Genomic DNA, 23604 nt, shown 5'->3' on the forward strand with positions numbered 1-23604 from the left:
GTTTACCGGCTCAGCGTTTGTTGCGGGCCATGAATGCCAGGCGTTCGAACAGGTGCACGTCCTGTTCATTCTTAAGCAGCGCACCGTGCAGTTTGGGCAGGGCATTGGCGCCATCGCGCTTGAGATCTTCGGCGGTCAGGTCCTCGGCCAGCAGCAGCTTGAGCCAGTCCAGCACCTCTGAGGTTGATGGCTTTTTCTTCAGGCCCTGAGTTTCGCGAATCTCATAGAACTGGGTCAGAGCCGTTGTCAAAAGCGCGTCTTTGATGCCGGGATGATGGACCTCGACGATGCGGCGCATCGTAGCCTCATCAGGGAACCGGATATAGTGAAAGAAACACCGGCGCAGGAAGGCGTCGGGCAGTTCCTTTTCATTGTTCGATGTGATGATGACGATCGGACGGTTCTTGGCGCGGATCGTTTCGCTGGTCTCGTAGACGTGGAACTCCATCTTATCGAGCTCTTGCAGCAAATCGTTCGGAAACTCGATATCGGCCTTGTCGATCTCGTCGATCAACAACACGACCTTTTCATCGGTTTCAAAGGCCTGCCACAATTTACCCTTGCGGATATAGTTCGACACGTCGTGCACGCGCTCTTCACCCAACTGGCTGTCGCGCAGACGACTGACGGCATCGTATTCATACAGTCCCTGCTGCGCGCGGGTGGTGGATTTCACGTTCCACTCGATCATCCGCAGCCCCAACGCTCCGGCCACCTGCTTGGCCAACTCGGTCTTGCCAGTTCCCGGCTCACCTTTGACCAGCAAGGGACGTTCCAGCGTCACGGCGGCATTTACCGCAATGGTCAGATCGTCTGTGGCGACGTATTCGGCTGTTCCTTGGAAACGTGCGGTCATTGGCCCCTCATCAAGTGTCGCGCGAAATGCGCCCTTGGGGTTACCGCGCAGCAGAAATTTTGACAAGCCAGGTCGCTGCGTCGCATGAAGGGAAATTGCCAAGTAACTACAATGCTTTTGGTTGATTCGTGCGCTAACCTCCGGTGCCGTCTTTTTGGCGTTGCCTTGAAATGGTCAGTTAATTTTCACAGAAAAACAAGGTTTTGTTGTTTGATTGGACGTATTTAGATCACGCGTAATGGCGCGGCGCCGGGGCGACGTTTGCATAGTGACAATTACTGCGCTGTCAGATAAACGCTCCGCAGAAGGGGATTGCCGCATGTCAGGTAATGAGAGAGTGACCGGCGTTGCAGGCCACACCGAGGGAGCAAAAATGAAGCAGGAAGTTTTTCTGCCTGAAGATTACCGTCCAGCTGAAGACGAACCATTTATGAATGACAGGCAGCTAGAGTATTTTCGTCGCAAGCTGCTGGATTGGAAAAACGAACTAATGGCTGGCAGCCGCGATACGATCGAAGGGCTGCAGGACAACACCCGTAACATTCCGGATGTCGCTGACCGCGCAAGCGAAGAAACCGATCGCGCGCTGGAACTGCGCACCCGCGATCGTCAGCGCAAACTGGTGGCCAAGATCGACTCGGCCCTGCGCCGGATTGATGAAGGCGAGTACGGCTATTGCGAGATGACCGGTGATCCGATTTCGCTGAAACGTTTGGATGCGCGCCCGATCGCGACCTTGACGCTTGAGGCACAGGAACGGCATGAGCGTCGCGAAAAGGTCCACCGCGACGATTGATCGCTGGGAAAATCTGATAACATAGACGCCGGGGCCTTTTGCTCCGGCGTTTTTGCGTTAAGCCGGTGACATGAACATCAGCGGATCGAAATTCGGCATAGTCGGAGGTGGCATTGGCGGCCTCGCGGCTGCTTTGACCTTGCGACAGCGCGGCGCCGTGGTGACCGTGTTTGAGCAGGCACCAGAATTGACCGAGGTTGGCGCGGGCCTTCAGATCAGCGCCAACGGGATGGCTGTGCTGCGTGCGCTGAAGGTTGTTGCGGACACGCCCGAGGCTGGGCTTTTGTCCCATGGAACGGTCCTTCGTGATTACCGGGCAGGGCGGCTGGTCTGCAAAATCGTGCCACCCTCTGCCGGGCCTACCTATTATTACCATCGCGCTGACCTGCTTGATCTTCTCTACAAAGCGACGGTTCAAAAAGGGGTAGAGTTTCACCTTGGTGCGCGTGTGGAACGGGTGCGAAAGCACCCGTCCGAGGCCGAAATCATCCTCGATACGGGGGCGAGATTTCGGGTTGATTGTGCAGTCGCGGCGGACGGCGGCCAAAGTGCAATTCGTGCTGACCTGACTGGCAGGGAAACACCGAAATTCACACATCAGGTTGCCTGGCGCGCGACGATTCCATGGGACCGGCGCAACAAGAACCCTTGCGCGGTGCTAACCATGGGGCCGGGACGGCATGTAGTGACGTATCCTTTGCGCGATCAGACCCTGATGAACATCGTGGCAATCGAAGAGAGGTCTGACTGGCAGGAAGAAGGCTGGCGTCTGCGCGGTGATCCAGAAGAGCTGAAGGCGCGATTTGCAGGTTTTGGCGGCTTGGTCAAAGAGATTTTGCAAGAGGTTCAGGACCCGAATATCTGGGCATTGTTCCTGCGCCCTGTTGCTGAATGCTGGCAGAATGGGCGTGTGGCGCTTTTGGGCGACGCAGCTCATCCAACGCTGCCTTTCATGGCCCAAGGTGCTTGCCTTGCACTAGAAGATGCCTGGACTCTGGGGCGGTCTTTCGAAGAACAATCCGGCGTTTCGCAAGCACTGGCCGCCTATGAAGCGACCCGTCGCCAGCGGGCAACTCGGGTGGTCGCTGCCGCTGGAGCCAACGCGCGCAACTTCCATCTACGTGGCCCTATGCGTGTCGGGGCGCAACTGGCGTTGATGGCAGTTGGATCGCGGTTGGGCCGAAAATATGATTGGATCTATGGGTTCGATGCCACGGCTTAGCCGATTACAGATCTAGATCTATCCAAACCGGAACATGATCTGAAGGTTTTTCGTGCCCCCGAATTTCGGAATCGATTTTGCAATCGCGCAAAAGGTCAGCGGCCTGAGGGGTCAGAAGGAAATGATCAATACGAATCCCGTCATTTCGGTTCCACGCACCCGCTTGATAATCCCAGAATGAATAATGTTCCGGACCTTGCGTGCCAGCGCGAAAGGCCTCGGTGAAGCCGAGATTCAGAATTTTCCGAAATGCGGCCCGGCTTTCAGGGCGAAACAATGCATCCTCGCGCCAGGCATCGGGACGCGCTGCGTCTTCGGCCTGGGGAATGATGTTGTAATCACCTGCCATCAGAGCGGGTTCTTCACTGTTCATCAGGTCGCGGGCCCGATGATAGAGTCGCTCCATCCAGGCAAGTTTGTAGTCGTATTTTGGCCCCGGGGTGGGGTTGCCGTTTGGCAGATAGAGCCCGCAGATACGCAGTGCCTGTTTGCCGACGACCGTGGCCTCGATCCAGCGGGCCTGTTCATCCTCATCATCACCGGGCAAACCCCGCGAGACGTCCTCGAGCGGTAGCTTCGACAGAATGGCAACGCCGTTAAAGCTTTTCTGCCCGTGCGTTTCTACGTTGTACCCGCGCGCCTCAAAGATCTCTCTGGGGAAGTTATCGTCGACTGACTTGATCTCTTGCAGCAGCACAACATCGGGCTGGGCATCATCCAGCCAACGCGGCAATGCTTCGGCCCGCGCCTTGATGCCGTTGATGTTGAATGTGGCGATTTTCATGCGCGGCCCTCCGACAGTCCTTGGCAACCTATCGCCCAGAACGGGCCCAACGGCAAGGCGGAGAACAGGTTTGCGAGGCGCTGCCTCGCGCTCCGAGGTATTTTTGGCCAGATGAAGAAACGGACCGTTAACCAGAATCTCCGAAAACCAGCTGGCGGTACAGGCGGAGGCGCCGATGACCGCGCCAGGTGAAGCTCTCCGGTCTAGAAATCGGAGAGCGGATCCCTGCTTCATCTGGCTAGAAATACCTTGGGGGTGTGGGGGTGAAACCCCCACGGGTGATCACATTGAAAACGAAGTGCCGCAGCCGCAGGAGGAGGTGGCGTTTGGGTTTTCGATCACAAAGCGTGCGCCGATCAGTTCTTGTGTGAAATCAATCACCGCATTTTCAAGAAACGGCAGTGAGATTGCGTCGACAATGACCTTCTGCCCCTTACCCTCAAGAACCAAATCGTCGTCTTTGGGTTTGTCCAATGCAATTTCGTACTGAAAGCCCGAACACCCGCCGCCTTCGACAGCGACACGCAGGGCTTGACCCTGATCGGCTGCGCCGATCTCGGCAAGGCGGTCAAAGGCGCGTTCTGTAACTGTCGGGGGCAGATTCATGCCAAACTCCAAAGGTTTATTTCTTAACCACTCTACCATATAGAAAGCCCAAGGACAGGCGACAAGGACAGACCGTTGGACAGAGCATGTTTTGCCTCGAATCCCGACCGCGCAAGAGGGCGGTTGGTGCCAGAGGAAGAAAGCAGTTTCCGGTCATGCTTTCAGCGCGACCGGGACCGGATCATTCATGCCAGCGCCTTTCGGCGGCTCAAGCACAAGACCCAAGTTTTTGTTGAGCACGAAGGGGATAGTTATCGAACGCGGTTGACCCATTCCATCGAGGTCGCGCAGGTGGCGCGGACGATTGCCGGGGCTTTGGGTTTGAATCCAGAACTGACCGAAGCGGTGGCTCTGGCCCATGATCTTGGCCACACGCCGTTCGGACATACTGGCGAGGATGCCTTGCATGAGATCATGCAGCCGTATGGCGGGTTCGATCATAACGCGCAGGCCATTCGGATCGTCACCCGGCTCGAGCGTCATTATGCCGAGTTCGATGGGTGCAACCTTACGTGGGAAACCCTGGAAGGCATTGCAAAACATAACGGACCGGTGGAAGGGGAACTGCCCTGGGCGCTGGCGGAGTGCAATGCGGCGTTTAATCTTGAACTGCACACGCACGCAAGCGCAGAGGCGCAGGTGGCGGCCTTGTCTGACGACATCGCCTATAACAATCATGACCTGTTGGACGGGCTGAGGGCGGAGTTGTTCAGCGACGAGGACATTCAGCGACTGCCGATCGTGGGCGACTGTTATTCGGAGGTGGATCGCAAGTACCCGGGCCTCGACCCCTATCGCCGTCGGCATGAGGCGTTGCGGCGGGTGTTTGGGGTTATGGTGTCGGACGTGATCGACACGTCTCGGGCTCTGATCGCAGGGTCCGGTGCCCAGAGCGTCGAAGAGATCCGGCATCTTGGCTATCCGGTCATTCAGTTCTCAACAGGCCTTTGGGCGCAACTGAAGGAAATTCGCGCTTTCCTGTTTTCGCGGATGTACAGGGCGCCGTCGGTGATGACGGTGCGCGCCGAGGTCAGCAAAGTGGTCGAGGATTTGTTTCCAATCTACCTTGGCGATCCGAAGCAAATGCCCGCGCGCTGGCACGCGGACATTGAAGAGGCTGAGGATGAGACTGCCTTAGCCCGGATCGTATCGGACTATATTGCCGGGATGACCGACAGGTTTGCGCTACAGGATCATGCCAGACTGACTGGCCACCCGATACCGGCGGATCACTCGACCCCGATATAGGCCAAAGCCCAGACTTGTTGGCCCGTCTGATCCTGCGCCGCCTCAGCGTCGTCGGTGGGTGGGAAGACGATCATCGTTGGGCCATACCCTCCGATCCCCATGGGGGCGCCGTCGGCGTGGGTGGCGAGGATAGGCTGATAGGTCGAGATACTATGCCAGGGAATTTCGGCTTGATACCCGTCCATTGCCATCGGTTTGGCCGTCTTACCTTCGGCACCGGCTATGACCATCACATCCGACAAAAGCGGGCCGCTAAAGGTGATGTCGCGCTGGTTGTCCTCGGTGCCGTAGGGAATTGTGATCTCGACCTGATCCAAACTATCCAGCAATGTCGCGTCAAAGCCAGCTGCCCCGTCATGGGTGACCTCCAGATATCCCAGCAAGCCGCCGTCCTCTGCACCGCGTGCGGGCAGGTTGGTTTTCTCAACCGAGCCGCCGAGCGTTATCAGCACATGGCCTTGCGGGGCGGGCATTTCTGCAAAAGCGGGCAGGGCGGTCGACAAGAGCAGGCACAGGGGCAGGGCAAGGCGCATAGGAATCTCCGTTTAGATAGATATGACCGACCTTAGCGGCGGCGGCTCTTATTCCAAGCGCATTCTGGCGCCGTCCATTGACCTTGCTGCACCGCGTGGTAAACCGCCGGGCAAGCAAAAGGACATTCGAAATGAACCTGTTTTCCGAGATCCGCAGCCTCGTGCTGGACGCGCTGGCACAGATGCAGTCCGAAGGCGCGCTGCCCGAAGGGCTGAGCTTTGACAACGTGGCCGTTGAACCGCCGCGCGATGCGGCGCATGGCGACATGGCGACGAATGCGGCTATGGTGCTGGCAAAGCCCACCAAGATGAAACCGCGCGACATTGCCGATGCGCTGGCCGGAAAGCTGGCCGAGGATAACCGGATCACCAGTGCCGAGGTTGCCGGGCCGGGGTTCTTGAACCTGCGGTTGGCGCCATCGGTCTGGCAGAGTGTACTGGCTGCGGTGCTGCAACAGGGCACGGACTATGGCCGCTCGACCATGGGGCATGGGCAGAAGGTCAACGTGGAATACGTCTCGGCCAACCCGACCGGCCCCTTGCATGTGGGTCATACGCGGGGCGCGGTGTTCGGAGATGCGCTGGCAAGCCTGTTGGCCTATTCCGGCCATAACGTGACCCGTGAATACTACATCAATGATGGCGGCGCGCAGGTGGATGTTCTGGCACGCTCGGCTTACGAACGGTATCGCGAGGCAAACGGGCTGAGCCCCGAGATTGCCGAAGGCCTGTATCCTGGCGACTATCTGATCCCGATTGGTGAGGCGCTGAAAGAGAAATACGGTGACAGCCTGATCGACAAACCGGAAAGCGACTGGCTGGAAGAACTGCGCGAGTTTTCGACAGACGCGATGATGGACCTGATCCGCGCCGACCTGAAGGCGCTGGGCGTTGAGATGGATGTGTTCTTCTCGGAAAAGTCGCTCTATGGCACGGGTCGGATTGAAGCTGCGTTGCAATCCCTGACCGACAAGGGCCTGATCTATGAGGGCGTGCTGGAGCCGCCCAAGGGCAAAAAGCCCGAAGATTGGGAACCACGTGAGCAGACCCTGTTCAAATCGACCGAGCATGGCGACGACGTGGATCGCCCGGTCAAGAAATCGGACGGGAGCTGGACCTATTTTGCCCCGGATATCGCCTATCACTATGACAAAGTGACCCGTGGGTTTGACGCGTTGATCGATGTGTTCGGCGCTGACCACGGTGGCTATGTCAAACGGATGAAGGCCGCAGTATCGGCTCTGTCCGATGGCAAGGTACCGCTGGATATCAAGCTAACCCAGTTGGTGAAACTGTGGAAGAACGGCGAGCCGTTCAAGATGTCCAAGCGGGCAGGGAACTTCGTCACATTGCGTGATGTGGTCGATCAGGTTGGCCCGGATGTGACCCGCTTCGTGATGCTGACCCGCAAGAATGACGCTGCCCTGGATTTTGACTTTGACAAGGTGTTGGAACAAAGCCGCGAGAACCCCGTTTTCTACGTCCAATATGCCCATGCCCGCGTGATGAGTGTTCTGCGCCGTGCAGCTGAGGCCGGGATCGACGCGCAGGACCCAACGCTGAAAAGCGCCGATCTAGGCAAGATCGACCATGCCTCTGAGCTGACTGTTGCCAAGAAGCTGGCCGAATGGCCGCGTCTGGTTGAGATCGCCGCGCGCACCAATGAGCCGCACCGGGTTGCCTTCTATCTGTATGAACTTGCAGGGGATTTCCACGCGCTTTGGAACAAGGGCAACGATGAGACCCAGCTGCGGTTTATTCAGGATGGCGATGTTGCCACAAGCCAGTCAAAAATCGCACTGGCCCGGTCCGTTTCTGTTGTGATTTCAGCAGGCTTGGGTATTCTTGGCGTTACCCCGGCGCAGGAGATGCGGTGAACAACACCGTCCGAACCGCCGGTACGAGGTAGGCAAGAAATGACCCGCGCGCCTTATTTTCGGCGCTAAACGGGCGGTGAGGCGGACATGGCAAGTTACGATTACCCGGGGCAAATGCGCCCCGAGCAGATGCATTATACGAATCAAGCTCATCCTCAGGATGGGTATGACCTCCCTAATGACTTGCACGGATATGACGAAACGCCCCATCCCGCGGGTTTGGGTCGTATTGTTAGTGCTCTAGGTGCCGTTGCATCATTGGCGCTGGTCGCTGGCATCGGTGTTTGGGGTTACAATTTGGTAATGCGCGATGTGAGTGGCGTGCCGGTTGTTCGGGCCTTAGATGGACCAATGCGTATTCAGCCGGATAGCCCGGGTGGCACCCCTGCGGATCATCAGGGTTTGGCCGTGAACACGGTTGCGGCAGTGGGCACAGCAGCGCCGCCTGCTGATCGGCTGATCCTTGCACCGCGCCCGGTTTCCCTGACAGATGAAGATACTCCGGTGGCACCGTTGCAACCGACACCTGCCGTACATGTGGTCCAGGAAAACGTCTCTGACCGGACGGCCACACAGATGCGCCAGGGCGCGGTTGATGCACTGGTTGCTGAACTGGCGGGAGAGGCGGAAAATTCCGATCAGGTTGGCGAGCAAAGTTTTCAGTTGGCCTCTTTGACCATCCCCGAGGAAGAGCCTGCTATTGATCCGGCTGATCTGGCTGCATCGCAACCGGACCCAGAACTGGCGGCTTTGCCTGGTGTGCGCCGGTCGCTGCGCCCGGTCCTGCGCCCCGCTGGCGGTGTGCGCAGCGCAATTACGTCAAACAGCACTACCGAAGACGCGATCAACGCGGCGGTCAAAGCTGCGGTCGGCTTGGATGTAGATCCTGAAACTCTGACCAAGGGCACCCGTATGGCCCAGCTTGGCGCCTATGAAAATTCGGACGTCGCGCGCTCGGAATGGGATCGCATGAATGGACGATTCGGGGATTATATGGATGGAAAACAGCGTGTTATACAGAAAACCTCAAGCGGTGGGCGGACTTTCTATCGTCTTCGGGTTCTGGGGTTTGACGATCTGAGCGACTCGCGCCAATTCTGTGCCGCTTTGCAGGCCGAAGGCGCTGATTGCATTCCGGTTGCCGCGCGGTGAATTTCGGCGCAGTCATTACCGACGCTGAAGGTCTGCGCCTGACGCCTGATGAGAAAAAACTGTTCCGAGAGATGAACCCATTCGGGTTCATTCTGTTTGCCCGTAATATCGAGTCTGCGGATCAGGTGCGCGCCCTATGCGACGATTTCCGCGAGGCTGTGGGGCGAAACTGCCCGATCACTGTTGATCAAGAGGGTGGACGCGTGCAACGACTGCGCACACCGCTGGCACGGGAATGGATGCCGCCGCTGGATCACGTGGCCCAGAGCGGAGAGCAGGCCGAACGTGCCATGTATCTGCGCTATCGTCTGATTGCGAATGAACTGTTCGAGCTTGGGATCGACAGCAACTGCGCCCCCATGGTGGATCTGGCCCGGAACGAGACGCATCCGTTCCTTAGAAACCGCTGCTATGGGTCTGATCCCAAAATGGTTTCCCGGATCGGTCGTGCGGTTGCCGAGGGGCATTTGGATGGCGGTGTATTGCCGGTGCTCAAACACATGCCGGGTCATGGTTTGTCCACGCTGGACAGCCATCATGACCTTCCCCATGTCGATCTGACGCAAGAGGACCTGACCGAGGCCGATTTCGGCCCGTTTCGGGATTTGAACGATCTGCCGATGGGGATGACGGCGCATCTGGTCTATGACCGGATTGACCCTCAACCTGCTACGATTTCTCGGACCATGATCAGCCTGATCCGCAAAACGATCGGGTTTGGCGGGCTGATCATGACGGATGATATCTCGATGAAGGCCCTCAGCGGAAATCCAGAAGAGATTGCCAATCAGGCGCTAGCTGCAGGGTGCGATGTGGTTTTGTACTGCAACGGCTCTTTTGATGCCCGTGCTAGGGTGCTGAGCACCGCCGAAAAGATGTCCGAACAGGCACAGAAACGCGCTGAACGGGCGTTGGCGATGCGCAAAGCCCCGCAGGAACTTGACATCCAAGCCGCCGAAGCCGAACTTTCTCGCCTAATGGGCGGGCAGGTGTATGTCGGATAATCTTTTTAGCGAAGACCCCGTCTCGGTCGCGGATCGCCTTGCGGCAGAGGCATTGATCGTAGACGTCGACGGGTTTGAAGGTCCGCTCGATGTGCTGCTGATGCTGTCCCGCACGCAAAAGGTTGATCTGCGCAAAATATCGGTTCTGGCGCTGGCGCAGCAATACTTGTCCTTTGTTGAAAAGGCACGGGCGCTGCGGATCGAACTGGCCGCCGACTATCTGGTGATGGCGGCATGGCTGGCCTTTCTGAAATCGCGCTTGCTGCTGCCTCCGGATCCGAATGACGAAGGCCCCTCGGGCGAAGAACTGGCTGCGCATCTGGCATTTCAGCTCGAGCGGCTTCAGGCCATGCGCGATGCTGCCGCCCGATTGATGGGGCGCGATCAGCTGGGGCGTGATTTCTTCAAACGCGGGCAGGGCGAGGATGTCACGCGCATCCGCACCGTGACCTATTCCGCCACTCTGCTGGACCTGATGCAGGGCTATGCCCGCATTCGCACCCGTGATGAATTCCGCCCCTTTGTCATGGACCGTGACGCCGTATTCACGATGGAACAGGCGCTGGAACGTATGCGCCCGCTGATCGGCTTTGCCGGGGCCTGGACGGATATGGAGACCTATCTGCCCGAGGGCTGGGATGCCGACCCGGTGCGCAGGCGGTCCGCGACGGCGGCTACTTTTGCGGCCTCACTTGAGTTGGTGAAAGAAGGACATATGGAAATTCAGCAGAGCGAAACTTTTGCTCCGATACAACTACGCAAGAGGACCCAATCCCGTGACTGACGCGCCTCAGGAAGAAGGTACCGGCACCCTGTTCGAAGCTCCGCCTATGGCCGAACAGGAACGCATGGTTGAGGCCGTGTTATTCGCCAGTGCCGAGCCGGTGACGATTGCCGATCTTGAAGTGCGGATGCCCCATGGCAGCGACGCGTCACAGGCGGTGGAAATGCTTAAGAAACGCTATGAAGGGCGTGGTGTTCGTGTGGTTCAGGTTGGTGAATCCTGGGCCATTCGCACTGCCCCAGACTTGGGTTTTCTGATGCAAAAAGAAACGGTTGAAACCCGCAAACTCAGCCGGGCCGCGATCGAAACGCTGGCGATCGTGGCATATCACCAACCCTGTACACGTGCCGAGATCGAAGAAATTCGCGGCGTATCGGTCTCGCGCGGGACCATCGACCAACTTTTGGAGATGGAGTGGATCAGACTGGGTCGTCGTCGCATGACGCCGGGCCGTCCGGTGACTTTCGTGGTGACTCCGCAGTTTCTGGATCACTTTGGGCTGGAGAACGCCAGGGATTTGCCGGGGTTGAAAGAATTGCGCGCTGCCGGTTTGCTGGAGAACAGACCGCCTCCGGGAACGATCCCACTGGGAGAGGGGCAGGAAGACGAAGATCAAACCGAACTGTTCGAGGAAGAGTGATCACGCGGCCCTTTTGTTGCCGCACAAATCGACTATTTAGAAGCCTGGAAATCGGAGTTGAGCAATGAATGCCAATCGTATCATTGACATGATTGTGCGACAGGTCATGCGGCGGCTTGTCACCAAAGGGGTGGACAAGGGGTTCGACATGGCCAGCCGCGTGGGCCAGAAGTCGGGGCAAGAGCAGCCGCCGCACGAGAGCTCAGGTGCCTCTGATCAGCTGCAGGCGGACGGAAACCGCCAGCGTCAAAACATGCGTCAAGCCCAGCGAGTGGCCAATCAGATGCGCCGGTTTATCCGGTTCTGATCAGGTTACCGCTTTGAAGTGCTTGGACAGTTTCAATCCTTGTCCCTGATAGTTCGAGGCGATGCCTGCACCATAAAGCTGCGTGGGCATTTCTGACATCCGCTCGTACACCAGCCGCCCGACGACTTGGCCGTGCTCCAACACAAATGGGGCCTCGTGACAGCGGACTTCCAACACTCCGCGTGATCCTTCGCCACCTGCGGCGGCATGGCCAAAACCGGGATCGAAGAAACCGGCATAATGCACCCGGAATTCCCCGACCATCGCCAGATAAGGGGCCATTTCAGCCGCATACATCGGCGGGATATGCACCGCCTCGCGGCTGACCAGAATGTAAAACGCACCGGGGTCGAGGATGATGCGCCCATCGGTGGTACGCACCTCTTCCCAATATTCCTGCGGGTCGTATTCGCCGATCCGGTCCAGATCAATGACACCGGTATGAGGTTTGGCGCGGTAGCCCACCAAATCGGTGTCGGGCAGCCGCAGGTCCACCGAGAACCCGAGCCCGTCCTGAATGACCGCGGGGCCATCGACCAGCGGGGATTCGGCGTGCAGGGCGCTTAGATCGGTATCGCTCAGCACGGCCTGTCCCTGCCGGAACCTGATTTGGTTCAGCCGCATTCCCGGACGCACCAGAACCGAGAATGAGCGGGGGCAGATCTCGGCATACAAGGGGCCGGTATAGCCTGCAGGCACCCGGTCAAACTCGGTCCCGCCATCGGTGATCGTGCGCGTCAGAAGGTCCAGCCGCCCGGTCGAGCTTTTTGCATTGGCGGCCGCGCTCAGCCCCTGGGGCAGGGCCAGCGATTCCATCAACGGCACTAGATAGACACAGCCCTTTTCCAGCACAGCACCTTCAGAGATATCGATGCGGTGCATCTCAAATTCCGACAAACGTTCGGCTACGGTGCGACCTTCGCCTGCCAGAAACGAGGCACGTACCCGGTAAGCAACTGTACCTAAACGCAAATCAAGGCTGGCGGGTTGAATCTGGGCGGGGATGACCTCTGGGCTTGCGGTAATCTCACCGCGCGCGATCATCGCCTCTATCTGCTGGTTCGGGCATACGCCGGTCATTCCGATCCCCCCTGATGCCAGAGCGGGATCTGGCCTGTGTGCCATAAACGTCGGTGTGATTTGGTCGGGCTAGCAGGACTCGAACCTGCGACCTTCCGTCCCCCAGACGGACGCGCTACCAGGCTGCGCCATAGCCCGACGTTGAGGTGTTCATAAAGACTTTCCCGGCGGGGGCAAGAGGAAATCATCGCCTTTTTTCTTATCCCGCCGATCGGTTTTCTATTCGGTTCAACACGCTGCGCAGCTCTTGCGCGATGGGCGCTATCTGGCTGAGCAACTGGTCATCGAATGCGTCTCGGGTCCAGGCCAGTGTCGCGATTCCGCCCAACAATGGCGAGGCGTCGGGATAAGACGGCTGGGTTTGCGTCTGAGGTTCCGCATTTGGCGAATTGGGAGCAGGTTGCAGTTCGGGTTTTTGAGCGTCGCCAAGATCCAGATGTATCTGCTCTTGCGGAGGGGCTGGCTTGGCCGTGAATGGCACAACGACATTTGCATCGGGTGCGGGTTCAAGATTCGCCATTTCATCCAGGCCCTGGGACACTGAAGAAACATGCGCCACGCCCTGTTCACGCAAGATGCGCTGTACGCCTTTGATGGTGATCCCATCCTCATGCAAAAGCTTCTTGATGCCGCCCAGCAGGCGCATGTCGTTGGGGCGATAATATCTGCGCCCGCCGGCCCGTTTTACCGGTTTCACCTGATTGAAGCGGCTTTCCCAGAATCGCAGAACATGCGGCTGCACACCCAACCAGTCCGCAACTTCACTGATGGTGCGAAAGGCGTCTGGGGACTTGCTCATATTCGTGCCGTCCTGATCTTATTTGCGGTTCCCTGCGGCGACGCGATCTTTCATCAGATGCGACGGGCGGAAGGTGAGAACACGGCGAGGCTGAATTGGAACCTCTTCGCCTGTCTTGGGATTGCGGCCGATACGAGCTGTCTTGTCCCGAACACTGAACGTTCCAAAAGACGAGATCTTCACCTGTTCACCGCGCACCAATGCGTCGGACATATGGTTCAGAACGCTCTCGACCAGTTGCGCGCTTTCATTGCGTGAAAGGCCAACTTCACGAAATACGGCCTCGCTCAGATCCATTCGGGTCAGTGTTTTGTCGCTCATGCCAATTCCCCTGTTGCTATCAGAGCATAGGGTCAGGGCAAATTCGCTGTCAATATCAATGAATTGCGGGCGAGTGTGTAAGCTGAATTGCGCTTGTTACCACCGCAAGAGGACAGAGCCCCAGGCCAATCCACCTCCGATTGCCTCTGTGACCAGCAGATCACCCTGTTTGAACTGCCCACGCTGTTTAGCAACAGACATTGCCAGGGGAATCGAAGCGGCCGAGGTATTTCCGTGGTCCTGCAGGGTAACGACAACGTGTTCCATAGGAACGCCCAATTTCTTGGCTGTGCCCTGGATGATTCTAATGTTTGCCTGATGCGGTACGATCCAATCCACATCTTTATGACTTAGCCCAGCCTTCTCTAGGCAGGTTTCTGCGGTAGAGGTCAGTCGTTCAACTGCCTGCCGAAACAGCTGGTTTCCTTTCATCCGCAGATAGCCTGTGGACTGGGTCGAGACGCCTCCATCCACATAGAGCAGGTCCTTATAGCGCCCGTCCGAATTCAGGTCGGTTGCCAGAATGCCCCGATCGTCCGAGGTTCCTGCGCCCTCATACTGTTCAAGGATTATTGCCCCGGCGCCGTCGCCGAAAAGCACGCAGGTCGACCGGTCGGTCCAGTCCATGATACGAGAGAACGTCTCGGCGCCGATGACCAGCACGCGTTTGGCCTGGCCTGACACGATCAGCGCATTGGCATTGGTCATGGCATAGACAAATCCGGCGCAAACCGCCTGTACGTCAAAGGCGAAGCCTTTGGTCATGCCAAGCTGCGATTGAACCATTGTTGCGGCAGAGGGAAACGTCAGGTCAGCGGTCGATGTTGCAAGAATAATCGCATCAATATCATCTGCCTCCAGACCCGCATCGGCCAGTGCGGCACTGGCAGCCTTTGTAGCCATAATCGAAGTGGTTTCGTCTTCCGCTGCAAAATGCCGGCGTTCGATTCCGGAACGAGTCCGTATCCACTCATCAGACGTATCGAGCGTTTCTTCGAACTCGGAATTCGGGACGATGCGCTCTGGCAAATAGTGCCCGACACCAACTATAATTGAACGGCCTGCCATGCTGGGGTACTGCCTTTTTTGTTATTCACCGGCCTTCGACGGCGTGTCTGCGGCATCTTGTGCAAGCTCGGCTGTCGATGCAACCCGTGCTGCCAATTTTTCGGCGAAGCCGGACTCGGCCAGGGTAAAGGCCAGCTTTACAGCGGCTGACACGCCGGTCGAGTCTGCACCACCATGTGATTTGACGACGGTTCCGTTCAGGCCAAGGAAAACCCCACCATTCACGCGCCGAGGATCAATTCGTTTCTTCAAACGCTGCAAAGACGTGATTGCAAGGATCGAGGCTAGTCGTGAGAGCGGAGAATATTTGAACGCCTCGCGCAGAAGATCTCCGATCAGGCTGGCTGTGCCTTCTCCGGTCTTGATGGCGACGTTGCCTGTAAACCCGTCTGTTATAATGACATCGGCTTTGTCTCCCGGGATGTCGCTGCCTTCGACAAAACCCACAAAGTCAAAGCTGGCCTGATCCGCAAAATCCGAGATCATGCCATGCGCTTCTTTTAGCTCGGCGCGCCCTTTATGTTCCTCGGTGCCCACATTCAAAAGGCCGATCCGGGGACGTTCCAACGCCATGCCGTTTCGGGCATAAGAGGCACCCATCAAAGCATATTGCAGCAGGTCCTTGGCGTCCGCGCGCACATCGGCGCCCACGTCCAGCATTACATTGAAACCCTGCGGATTGCGCGAGGGCCACAAAATAGCGATTGCCGGGCGGTTTACCCCCGGCAGCTTACGTAGACGCATCATCGACAGGGCCATCAATGCGCCGGTATTGCCACAGGAGACCGCGCCATGGGCTTCACCCTGACGTACCGACTCCAGTGTGGACCACATCGAAGTTTGCTTACCGTGCCGGACGACCTGGCTGGGCTTGTCCTCCATCGTGACCACATCGGGACAATCACGAAAAACGACGCGCCCGTTCAGGACACGCCGTTTTGCGACAAGTTTGCGCAACATGGCCTCAGGCCCGTGCAAGATGAACGCGATATCGGGGTTCTTATCCGCCGATTTGGCGATCCCCGCCACAACAGCAGCGGGCCCCGAATCTCCGCCCATTGCGTCAACCGAGATGGTAATCCGTCCGGCGTGCGTGGGCTGTTCTGTCATGCTTGGCCTGCGCTTTTAGGGCTTAGGCCGCGTCTTCGTCCAGGTCGATTTCGTCGGCCTGAGCGACGACTTCGCGGTCATCATAGTGGCCGCAGGACGCGCAGACGTGGTGCGGGCGCTTCAGCTCACCACAGTTGGCGCATTCGTTCGGGTTTGCAGCAACCAGAGCGTCGTGCGCGCGGCGGTTGTTGCGACGCGACTTGGAAACTTTGTTCTGTTGGACAGCCATGGTCTCAACCTTTGTCTACTAAGGGCCGGCAGATTCGCTGCGGGCCAGGTTTCATTCTTCGTTTTTCTCGTGGTTTGACGCGCGTTTAGGGGACGGGCCCCGCGATGTCCAACCCAAATTCCGATGAGCGCGCGAAAATACTGCGATTCTCAGCATGTTCAAGCGATTTTTCTGAGCGCCTGCTATGACAGGATTTCAGGCCCGTGTCACTCGTCTTTTTTCAGTGCATCGCGCAGCCCGGCCAAGCCCGCAAAGGGTTTGACATCTTCATCCGTTATTGCCTGTTTGCCGGGTTCGGTAAAGCCCGCCTGTTCCAATTCGGCACCTTCTTTCCGGGGATACTGGGGCAGGGCAAGTGCCAGCGCTTCGGACATGACCTCGGTCAGAACGATTTCGGTCCCTAGCGGCTCAGATTCGTCACCTTCCGGGATTTCGAACTCTTCCTCGTCAGGGTTTGTCCAATCTGACAGAAACATCCGGGTCACCGGAATGTCGATCCGCGTGGTAACCGGTGTCAGCGTCACGACACAGGGTTGAATCACGGTTGCCCCCAGTTTTCCTGAAAGCGCCCAATCACGCTTTCCATGCGCACGCACCTCGCCGACAAAACTCAGCTTACGTAGCCCAAGCAGGCTCAACTCGTTCTTTAAGACATCCAACTCCTGTGCGTCAGGGCGAATTTCAAAGGGCGTCGGTGCGTTCTGAGGCAGGTCGGCGACCCTTAAAGATGTCTGGTTGCTCATACGTGGCCCTTTCGTGTGTTGAACCGGGGTGGCGGTTTGATGTAATCGGATAGGGGCCGCACGGTCCCAAGGCAAGAGGGTGTGAATGTTGAAAGTTATGAGCAGGTTGAAACCAGCGTCCAGAACGCTCGTATTTGCGGCCTGTCTGACCGCTGCTGGTGCGTGTGCTCCGGTCTTCAAGAAACACGGATATGTCCCCACAGCCGAGGACCTGGCCGAAATTCAGGTGGGTGTAGATACACGTGAAAGCGTACTCGAATCCGTTGGCGCGCCCAGTACTTCAGGCGTCGTTCGCGATTCCGGCTTTTATTATGTGACATCACGCGTTCGTCATTATGGTCCGAAACGACCGAAAATCGTCTCGCGCGAGCTTGTGGCGATCAGCTTCGATGACCGAGGTGTCGTGCGCAATATTGAACGCTTTGGCCTTGAGGATGGAAACGTTGTGACGCTGGATCGTCGTATTACCGAATCCTCAGTTCAGAACCGTGGGTTCTTGCGGCAGCTGCTTGGCAATATCGGCAACTTCAACCCGGCAAACATTCCTGGCGCGACCAACTAATTCATAGTCACGTCTTGTCAACTTCACAGGGCGGTCACAAATCCTGTGTTATTGACCCTGCAAGACGAAACAGGTCAGCAACCCAGGAGGATGCGACCATGGCACTATTGCTCGGCAAGGGCCGGTACCGTGCGCGTCAGGCGCAAACACCGCAGGATGTTGCGGCGGCACAGTGTCTTCGAACACTGGCTTTCGGGACTGATCAGGTGGATCAGGATGAGTTCGACAGCCGTTGTACGCATATTCTGGTCGAGGATATGCGTGCCAACGGTAAACTCGTGTGCTGCTTTCGCTTGTTGATGATGGAGCGCGGGGCCGAGATTGGCCAAAGCTATTCCGCCCAGTTCTATGACCTCTCGGCACTTGAAGGGTTTAAGGGGCGTATGGTCGAGATGGGGCGCTTTTGCGTGCATCCTGGTCAAAACGACCCAGACATTCTGCGTGTTGCCTGGGGGGCGATGACTGCATTTGTCGATCAGAATAATGTTGAGATGCTGTTTGGCTGCTCATCGTTTGCGGGTACAGAAACGGCGGAATATCTTGATGCTTTTGCGATGTTGAAACATCGCCATTTGGCCCCGAAACGCTGGTTGCCACGGGTCAAGGCCCCAGATGTTTTCCAGTTCGCCGCGAGATTGCGTCGGCGCCCGGATGCCAAAAAAGCCATGATGCGCATGCCCCCTTTGCTGCGTACTTACCTGATGATGGGCGGCTGGGTCAGTGACCACGCAGTCGTTGACCGTCACATGAACACTTTGCATGTCTTTACCGGCCTCGAAATCTGCGCGATTCCGCCCGCACGTAAACGTTTGCTGCGGGCCGTTGCCGGGTAATCGCCGTTGACGGCTCGACGCTGCGGGGGTAGCTGGCGGGCATGGCAAGAATTCCTTTATTGCAGATGTCCGGCATTTCCCTGACTTTCGGGGGCGATCCGGTTTTTTCAGACCTTGATCTGGTGGTTCAACCAGGCGACTGCGTCGCTCTGGTTGGGCGGAACGGATCCGGCAAGTCAACCTTGATGAAGGTGATGGCCGGTTTGGTAGAACCGGACAAGGGCGAGATTGTAATTCCCCCGGGTAAGTCAGTCGGTTACATGGAGCAAGACCCCGGAATGGAAGGGTTTGCTACGCTCGGCGACTATGCCTCCAGCGGGTTAGAGCCGGGTGAGCTTTACAAAGTCGAACGCGCAGGCGAAGGGCTGAAATTCGACCCGGCGCGCGCTGTTGAGACGGCCTCGGGCGGTGAACGCCGCCGTGCCGCGCTGGCCAAGCTGATGGCCGAAGCCCCGGATTTGATGCTGCTGGACGAGCCGACCAACCATCTTGATATCGAAGCCATCGCCTGGCTCGAGCGTGAGCTGGGATCGACACGGACGGCCTATGTGCTGATCTCACACGACCGTGCCTTTCTGCGCGCCTTGACCCGCGCGACGCTGTGGATCGATCGTGGGGCGGTCCGACGGCAGGAGCAGGGGTTTACGGCATTCGAGGCTTGGCGCGACAAGATCTGGGAGGAAGAGGACCAGCAACGTCATAAGCTGAACCGTCTGATCAAGTCCGAGGCGCGATGGGCCGTCGAGGGCATCAGCGCCCGTCGCAAGCGCAACCAGGGTCGGGTCCGCGCCTTGCAGGACCTTCGATCTGAAAAAGCCGCACAGATAAAACGTCAGGGTTCGGCCGCGATGACCCTTGAGGCTGGACCAAAATCAGGGCGAAAAGTGTTTGAAGCCAAAGGCCTATCCAAGTCTTTTGGTGATCATCAGATCGTGCGCAACTTTGACCTGTTGGTACAGCGGGGCGACCGCGTGGCCTTTGTTGGCCCAAACGGCGTCGGCAAGACAACATTGCTGAAAATGCTGTTGGGACAAGAGAACCCGGATGAGGGTTCGGTCACGCTGGGCAACAATCTTGAGATTGCAGTATTCGACCAGGCCCGCGCGCAGCTCGACCCCGAAATGAGCCTTTGGGACAGCCTGACTGGCGACCCCGAGATGCGTGTTTCCGGCAAGGCTGATCAGGTGATGGTGGGTGGCCAACCCAAGCATGTGGTCGGCTACCTCAAGGAGTTTCTGTTTGACGAGGGGCAGGCCAGAGCAGCCGTTAAGTCACTGTCAGGTGGGGAAAAAGCCCGTTTGCTGCTGGCAAAGCTGATGGCCAAACAGTCGAACCTGCTGGTATTGGACGAACCGACCAACGATCTGGATGTGGAAACACTGGATCTGTTGCAGGAACTTCTGGACGATTATGACGGTACCGTTTTGCTGGTCAGCCACGACCGCGATTTCTTGGACCGTGTGGCCGCAACGACCATCGCGATGGAGGGTAACGGCCGTGCAACCGTCTATGCCGGGGGGTGGTCGGACTATCTCGCTCAGCGCGGCGAGGTGTCTGATAAGAAAGAAGTAAAAACAAAAGCTTCCAAGTCAAAGGTAAAGCAGGAGGCGCAGCCGAAACTGGGGCTATCATTTTCAGAGAAACACCGTCTTGAGAAATTGCCTGCCGAGATTGAGCGGCTTGAGGCGGAAATCGGAAAGCTTGAAGAGCTGATGTCCGATCCTGAGCTTTTCAGCCGTGAACCTGTTAAATTTCAGAAAGCGACCGAGGCTTTGGTCGAGCGGCAGGAAAAGCTGGCCGCAGCCGAGGAAGAGTGGCTGATCCTCGAGGAAAAGGCCGAGGGCGCCTAGATCAGCTTTCGCGCTGTGGCCGGCTATCCGACCACAGTTCATTTGAGTGAGCCGTTTTCATCGGTAGGTGATCAGCCACGCTCAGCGCATTCGCAGCGCGCCGTCGATACGGATGACCTCGCCGTTCAGATAACCCATTTCGACGATGAACCCGGCCAGTCGCCCGTATTCGCGGGGGTCGCCAAGGCGCACAGGGTTGGCAACGTCAGAGGCCAGTTGTTGCTGCACCTCTTCGGGCAGACCGGCTAGCATCGGAGTCATAAAGATTCCGGGTGCGATGGTCATCACGCGGATTCCGGACGAGGCCAGATCCCGTGCCATGGGCAGGGTCATACCTACCACACCACCTTTCGAAGCCGCATAGGCAGCCTGACCCTTTTGCCCATCAAAGGCCGCGATTGAGGCTGTATTGATGATGACACCGCGCGCGCCATCCGGTTCTGGGTCGTTCTTTGCCATTTCCGCGGCTGCAAGGCGTGAAACGTTGAATGTACCCACAAGGTTGATGTCGATCGTGCGCTGAAATGCATCAAGCGGGTGCGGGCCATCCCTACCTACGGTTTTCATGCCAACCGCGATCCCGGCGCAATTCACTGCCGCGTTGATCGCTCCCATCTTCTCACGGGCATGGGCGATGGCTGCGGCCACGGATGTTTCATCGGTCACATCCGTCTGGGCGAAATGCCCGCCAATTTCTGTTGCGATCTGGTGACCCCGCTCGGCATCGCGATCCAGAATGGTTACCTGTGCATTGTTTTCTGCAAAAAAGCGGGCCGTTGCCTCACCCAGCCCCGAGGCGCCTCCGGTGACAATGGCTGCGGTGGTCGACAGGTGCATCTGGATTTCCTTTCAAAAGATATGAACATACGTTCATTTAATATCAGCCAAGGGACAGTGTCCATAGGGGGGCGTCGGGCAGGCGACCCTTCCTCAAGGCTTTCTCAGGTCAGCTTCAGGCGTTCTTAATGTTGGAATCTCAAATCGACACTGAACGCAATCGAGCGTCTGGGTGGCGCATTTGAGGAGGACAAACTATGCGAATTGGGACCAAATCAGGGCTTTCCGCTTTGGTAGCCGCTCCGTTTCTGGGGATTATGGCGGCTGGAAGTGCGACCGCTGCACCAGAGGTCTGCAACTGGAAAACGGCGCGGGATGCTGCAAACAGCGGCGATTATGCGACCATGTGTGAGTGCACGCAGGTAACCCCCAGCTTTCTGGAGCGCTTGCAGAAACGTGCGGATTTCGAAACCACATTGCAAAACACATCCGCGCAATGCCCGGGGTTGGCTGCCTTGTTGACCGACTTTCCGACAGCATCGATCGTAAGCGCGGCAAATGCGGGTGAAGACCGCAGCTCGGACCCAAGTTCACCGCTCACGCCGGTTGGCGGCGGTGGAACCGGGTCCGGAGGGTCAGGCGGTAACGGTCCCGGCAACGGCGGCGGAGATGATCCGGGTGGCGACAACCCTGGCGATGATCCCGGCAACGGTGGCGGGGATGATCCCGGTGACGACAACCCAGGTGATGATCCCGGCAATGGTGGTGGCGATGGCCCCGGCAAACCTGGAAATGGCAATGGCCCCGGCAAAGGGGGCAATGGTCCGGGTAAAGGCGGTAACGGCCCCGGAAATGGCAATGGAAACGCTGGGAACCCCGGCAATGGCGGGGGCAATAATGGCGGCTCTGGCCCCGGCACCGGAAACGGTGGAGGTAACAACGGCCACGGCGGAGGCCACGGCAATGGCGGCGGCGGCCATGGAAACGGCGGAGGCAAAGGGGGCAAGCGATAAGCCTGCAAGTGACGGATTTGCTCATGCAAAACAGAAACGGCCACCCAATTAGGTGGCCGTTTTTCTTTCAGAGGTCTTAGTTAACCCAACTGAACCAGCGCGTGCCGTTTCTTGCCGGCGCTTAGTTTGATGGGCGAGGACAAGGCGCCTGCGTCGATCATCAATCCCGCGTCTGTTAAAGAAGCGTCGTCCAGTTTGGCGCCGTTTTCTGCAATCAGGCGCTTGGCCTCTTTGCCAGATTTCGCCAGGCCAGACTGTACGATCAGTTGCACGATGGATATCGGCAAGTCTGCTTCGCCGACCGTTAGGGTCGGCAGATCGTTCCCGACGCCACCTTTTTCGAACACTTCGCGAGCGGTGGCCTCGGCGTTTGCCGCAGCCTCGGCCCCGTGCAGCAAGGAGGTGACCTCGTTTGCCAGGCGGATCTTGGCCTCGTTGATCTCGGACCCCTGCAATGCGCCAAGGCGGTCACACTCATCCACAGGCAGTTCGGTGTACAGCTTAAGGAACCGCCCAACATCCGCGTCGGTGGTGTTGCGCCAAAACTGCCAGAACTCATAGGGTGAGCGCATCTCGGCATTCAGCCAGACCGCACCGTCTTGCGATTTGCCCATCTTCTTGCCATCGCTGGTGGTCAGCAGGGGTGAGGTCAGGCCATAAATCTCGTTATCCAACACGCGACGGGTCAGGTCGATACCGTTGACGATATTGCCCCACTGATCGCTACCGCCAAGCTGTAGGACACAGCCATAGCGACGGTTCAGTTCAAGGAAGTCATAGGCCTGCAGGATCATGTAATTGAATTCGAGGAAGGACAGCGATTGCTCGCGGTCCAGCCGGGATTTCACCGATTCAAAGGCCAACATCCGGTTGACCGAGAAATGCCGGCCGATGTCGCGCAGGAAGTCGAGGTAATTTAGGTCGTCCAGCCACTCTTCGTTGTTCAGCATCAGTGCTGCGTTTTCTGCGTCGCTATCATAGTCGATATAGGCGGCAAACACCTTTCTGATGCCTGCGATATTGGCGTTGATCTGGTCCGGGCCCAGCAGGGGGCGCTCATCTGACCGGAAGGACGGATCGCCCACCTTCGTGGTGCCGCCGCCCATCAGGGTGATCGGCTTATGACCTGTTTTCTGGAACCAGCGAAGCATCATGATCTGGATCAGGCTGCCCACATGTAGGGACTTTGCCGTTGCATCAAACCCGATATACGCCGACTGACACCCGCTGATCAGCGCCTCGTCAAGGCCCTGATAATCGGTGCAGTCAGCCAGAAAGCCGCGCTCGATCATCGTGGCGATGAAATCCGATTTGGGGTGGTAGGTCATATCGTGCCCTTTGGGTTAATGTTGCGGGGCAGTGTATAGGCGGTGGGGCTGACAAGGAAAAGGCACCTTGTCCAAGAAAAAC

Annotated in this window: 26 protein-coding genes and 1 tRNA gene; 13 read left to right on the top strand and 14 right to left on the bottom strand. The window is 57.7% G+C overall.

Annotation, left to right across the window (positions count from 1 at the left end; genetic code table 11):
* Window positions 1-10: 10 nt before the first annotated feature.
* Window positions 11-856 carry an AAA family ATPase gene (locus AC2FGB_RS01460; RefSeq protein WP_271948074.1) on the bottom strand — a complete coding sequence of 282 codons (846 nt, stop codon included), beginning with the start codon at window positions 854-856 and terminating at the stop codon, window positions 11-13.
* Window positions 857-1229: 373 nt separating this feature from the next.
* On the opposite strand from AC2FGB_RS01460, the gene dksA reads away from it, so the two are divergent.
* Together dksA and AC2FGB_RS01470 are read left to right on the top strand one after the other, a co-directional pair.
* A complete protein-coding gene (gene dksA / locus AC2FGB_RS01465; protein ID WP_496693422.1) occupies window positions 1230-1652 on the top strand; it encodes an RNA polymerase-binding protein DksA in 423 nt (140 codons plus the stop codon).
* Between the two features lie 70 nt (window positions 1653-1722).
* Window positions 1723-2874 (top strand): FAD-dependent monooxygenase, encoded by a 1152-nt coding sequence (locus AC2FGB_RS01470; protein WP_496791746.1) that lies wholly within the window; start codon window positions 1723-1725, stop codon window positions 2872-2874.
* Between the two features lie 4 nt (window positions 2875-2878).
* On the opposite strand, the gene xth is transcribed toward AC2FGB_RS01470, so the two are convergent.
* Entirely contained in the window at window positions 2879-3658 is a 780-nt protein-coding gene (gene xth, locus AC2FGB_RS01475) for an exodeoxyribonuclease III (RefSeq protein ID WP_271947496.1), read from the bottom strand.
* Between the two features lie 282 nt (window positions 3659-3940).
* Complete coding sequence (locus AC2FGB_RS01480) at window positions 3941-4264, bottom strand: HesB/IscA family protein (RefSeq protein WP_142633331.1); 324 nt, start codon at window positions 4262-4264, stop codon at window positions 3941-3943.
* Window positions 4265-4339: 75 nt separating this feature from the next.
* Here AC2FGB_RS01480 and AC2FGB_RS01485 point away from each other — a divergent pair, with 75 nt between their 5' ends.
* Window positions 4340-5512, top strand: coding sequence for a deoxyguanosinetriphosphate triphosphohydrolase (locus tag AC2FGB_RS01485; protein ID WP_496688343.1), 1173 nt, complete (start codon window positions 4340-4342; stop codon window positions 5510-5512).
* Here the strand turns inward: AC2FGB_RS01485 and AC2FGB_RS01490 are convergent.
* Window positions 5494-6045, bottom strand: coding sequence for a putative pterin-binding protein (locus tag AC2FGB_RS01490; protein ID WP_271947491.1), 552 nt, complete (start codon window positions 6043-6045; stop codon window positions 5494-5496). The two genes, AC2FGB_RS01485 and AC2FGB_RS01490, sit on opposite strands and share 19 nt — an antisense overlap.
* Before the next feature lie 131 nt (window positions 6046-6176).
* Between AC2FGB_RS01490 and argS the strand changes: the two genes are divergently transcribed.
* The 6 genes from argS (at window position 6177) to AC2FGB_RS01520 (ending at window position 11809) form a co-directional block, all read left to right on the top strand.
* Window positions 6177-7922: an arginine--tRNA ligase gene (gene argS / locus AC2FGB_RS01495; protein WP_142633337.1), complete on the top strand. Its 1746-nt coding sequence runs from the start codon at window positions 6177-6179 to the stop codon at window positions 7920-7922.
* A gap of 87 nt (window positions 7923-8009) precedes the next feature.
* On the top strand, window positions 8010-9074 hold the full coding sequence (locus AC2FGB_RS01500) for an SPOR domain-containing protein (RefSeq protein ID WP_281971960.1): 1065 nt from the start codon (window positions 8010-8012) through the stop codon (window positions 9072-9074).
* Window positions 9071-10078 (top strand): beta-N-acetylhexosaminidase, encoded by a 1008-nt coding sequence (gene nagZ / locus AC2FGB_RS01505; protein ID WP_281994495.1) that lies wholly within the window; start codon window positions 9071-9073, stop codon window positions 10076-10078. Before AC2FGB_RS01500 ends, nagZ begins: the two co-directional genes overlap by 4 nt.
* On the top strand, window positions 10068-10862 hold the full coding sequence (locus tag AC2FGB_RS01510; RefSeq protein ID WP_142633343.1) for a segregation and condensation protein A: 795 nt from the start codon (window positions 10068-10070) through the stop codon (window positions 10860-10862). The genes nagZ and AC2FGB_RS01510 overlap by 11 nt, the downstream gene beginning before the upstream one ends.
* A complete protein-coding gene (gene scpB, locus AC2FGB_RS01515; RefSeq protein ID WP_281994496.1) occupies window positions 10855-11502 on the top strand; it encodes an SMC-Scp complex subunit ScpB in 648 nt (215 codons plus the stop codon). Before AC2FGB_RS01510 ends, scpB begins: the two co-directional genes overlap by 8 nt.
* A 64-nt stretch (window positions 11503-11566) precedes the next feature.
* Window positions 11567-11809, top strand: coding sequence for a hypothetical protein (locus tag AC2FGB_RS01520; RefSeq protein ID WP_142633348.1), 243 nt, complete (start codon window positions 11567-11569; stop codon window positions 11807-11809).
* Here AC2FGB_RS01520 and AC2FGB_RS01525 read toward each other — a convergent pair whose 3' ends face one another.
* The 8 genes from AC2FGB_RS01525 to AC2FGB_RS01560 all read right to left on the bottom strand — a co-directional run bounded on the left by AC2FGB_RS01525 (window position 11810) and on the right by AC2FGB_RS01560 (window position 17159).
* Entirely contained in the window at window positions 11810-12889 is a 1080-nt protein-coding gene (locus AC2FGB_RS01525) for a 2'-deoxycytidine 5'-triphosphate deaminase (RefSeq protein ID WP_496688338.1), read from the bottom strand.
* 61 nt (window positions 12890-12950) lie between these two features.
* Window positions 12951-13027, bottom strand: a tRNA-Pro gene (locus AC2FGB_RS01530).
* A 61-nt stretch (window positions 13028-13088) separates the two neighbouring features.
* Window positions 13089-13688, bottom strand: a complete 600-nt coding sequence (locus tag AC2FGB_RS01535) for a MerR family transcriptional regulator (RefSeq protein WP_496693424.1) — start codon at window positions 13686-13688, stop codon at window positions 13089-13091.
* Between the two features lie 18 nt (window positions 13689-13706).
* Window positions 13707-14009: an integration host factor subunit alpha gene (gene ihfA / locus AC2FGB_RS01540; protein ID WP_037316145.1), complete on the bottom strand. Its 303-nt coding sequence runs from the start codon at window positions 14007-14009 to the stop codon at window positions 13707-13709.
* 96 nt (window positions 14010-14105) lie between these two features.
* Window positions 14106-15077, bottom strand: coding sequence for a beta-ketoacyl-ACP synthase III (locus tag AC2FGB_RS01545; protein ID WP_496693425.1), 972 nt, complete (start codon window positions 15075-15077; stop codon window positions 14106-14108).
* 21 nt (window positions 15078-15098) lie between these two features.
* Window positions 15099-16187: a phosphate acyltransferase PlsX gene (plsX, locus tag AC2FGB_RS01550; protein WP_142633356.1), complete on the bottom strand. Its 1089-nt coding sequence runs from the start codon at window positions 16185-16187 to the stop codon at window positions 15099-15101.
* A gap of 22 nt (window positions 16188-16209) precedes the next feature.
* Complete coding sequence (gene rpmF, locus AC2FGB_RS01555; protein WP_037316137.1) at window positions 16210-16416, bottom strand: 50S ribosomal protein L32; 207 nt, start codon at window positions 16414-16416, stop codon at window positions 16210-16212.
* 206 nt (window positions 16417-16622) lie between these two features.
* A complete protein-coding gene (locus AC2FGB_RS01560; protein ID WP_281994501.1) occupies window positions 16623-17159 on the bottom strand; it encodes a YceD family protein in 537 nt (178 codons plus the stop codon).
* A gap of 85 nt (window positions 17160-17244) precedes the next feature.
* Between AC2FGB_RS01560 and AC2FGB_RS01565 the strand changes: the two genes are divergently transcribed.
* The 3 genes from AC2FGB_RS01565 (at window position 17245) to AC2FGB_RS01575 (ending at window position 20404) form a co-directional block, all read left to right on the top strand.
* Complete coding sequence (locus tag AC2FGB_RS01565; protein ID WP_142633360.1) at window positions 17245-17721, top strand: outer membrane protein assembly factor BamE; 477 nt, start codon at window positions 17245-17247, stop codon at window positions 17719-17721.
* 98 nt (window positions 17722-17819) lie between these two features.
* Window positions 17820-18554: a GNAT family N-acetyltransferase gene (locus AC2FGB_RS01570; protein WP_496693427.1), complete on the top strand. Its 735-nt coding sequence runs from the start codon at window positions 17820-17822 to the stop codon at window positions 18552-18554.
* Between the two features lie 41 nt (window positions 18555-18595).
* Window positions 18596-20404 carry an ABC-F family ATP-binding cassette domain-containing protein gene (locus tag AC2FGB_RS01575; protein ID WP_496693428.1) on the top strand — a complete coding sequence of 603 codons (1809 nt, stop codon included), beginning with the start codon at window positions 18596-18598 and terminating at the stop codon, window positions 20402-20404.
* Between the two features lie 81 nt (window positions 20405-20485).
* Here AC2FGB_RS01575 and AC2FGB_RS01580 read toward each other — a convergent pair whose 3' ends face one another.
* Window positions 20486-21241 carry a 3-hydroxyacyl-CoA dehydrogenase gene (locus AC2FGB_RS01580; RefSeq protein ID WP_496693429.1) on the bottom strand — a complete coding sequence of 252 codons (756 nt, stop codon included), beginning with the start codon at window positions 21239-21241 and terminating at the stop codon, window positions 20486-20488.
* Window positions 21242-21438: 197 nt separating this feature from the next.
* Here AC2FGB_RS01580 and AC2FGB_RS01585 point away from each other — a divergent pair, with 197 nt between their 5' ends.
* Window positions 21439-22194 (top strand): hypothetical protein, encoded by a 756-nt coding sequence (locus AC2FGB_RS01585; protein ID WP_496693430.1) that lies wholly within the window; start codon window positions 21439-21441, stop codon window positions 22192-22194.
* Between the two features lie 80 nt (window positions 22195-22274).
* Here the strand turns inward: AC2FGB_RS01585 and tyrS are convergent, their stop codons facing one another.
* Entirely contained in the window at window positions 22275-23522 is a 1248-nt protein-coding gene (gene tyrS / locus AC2FGB_RS01590) for a tyrosine--tRNA ligase (RefSeq protein ID WP_496693431.1), read from the bottom strand.
* Window positions 23523-23604 lie beyond the last annotated feature (82 nt).

It is taken from the genome of Ruegeria sp. CDSC021, assembly GCF_059610845.1.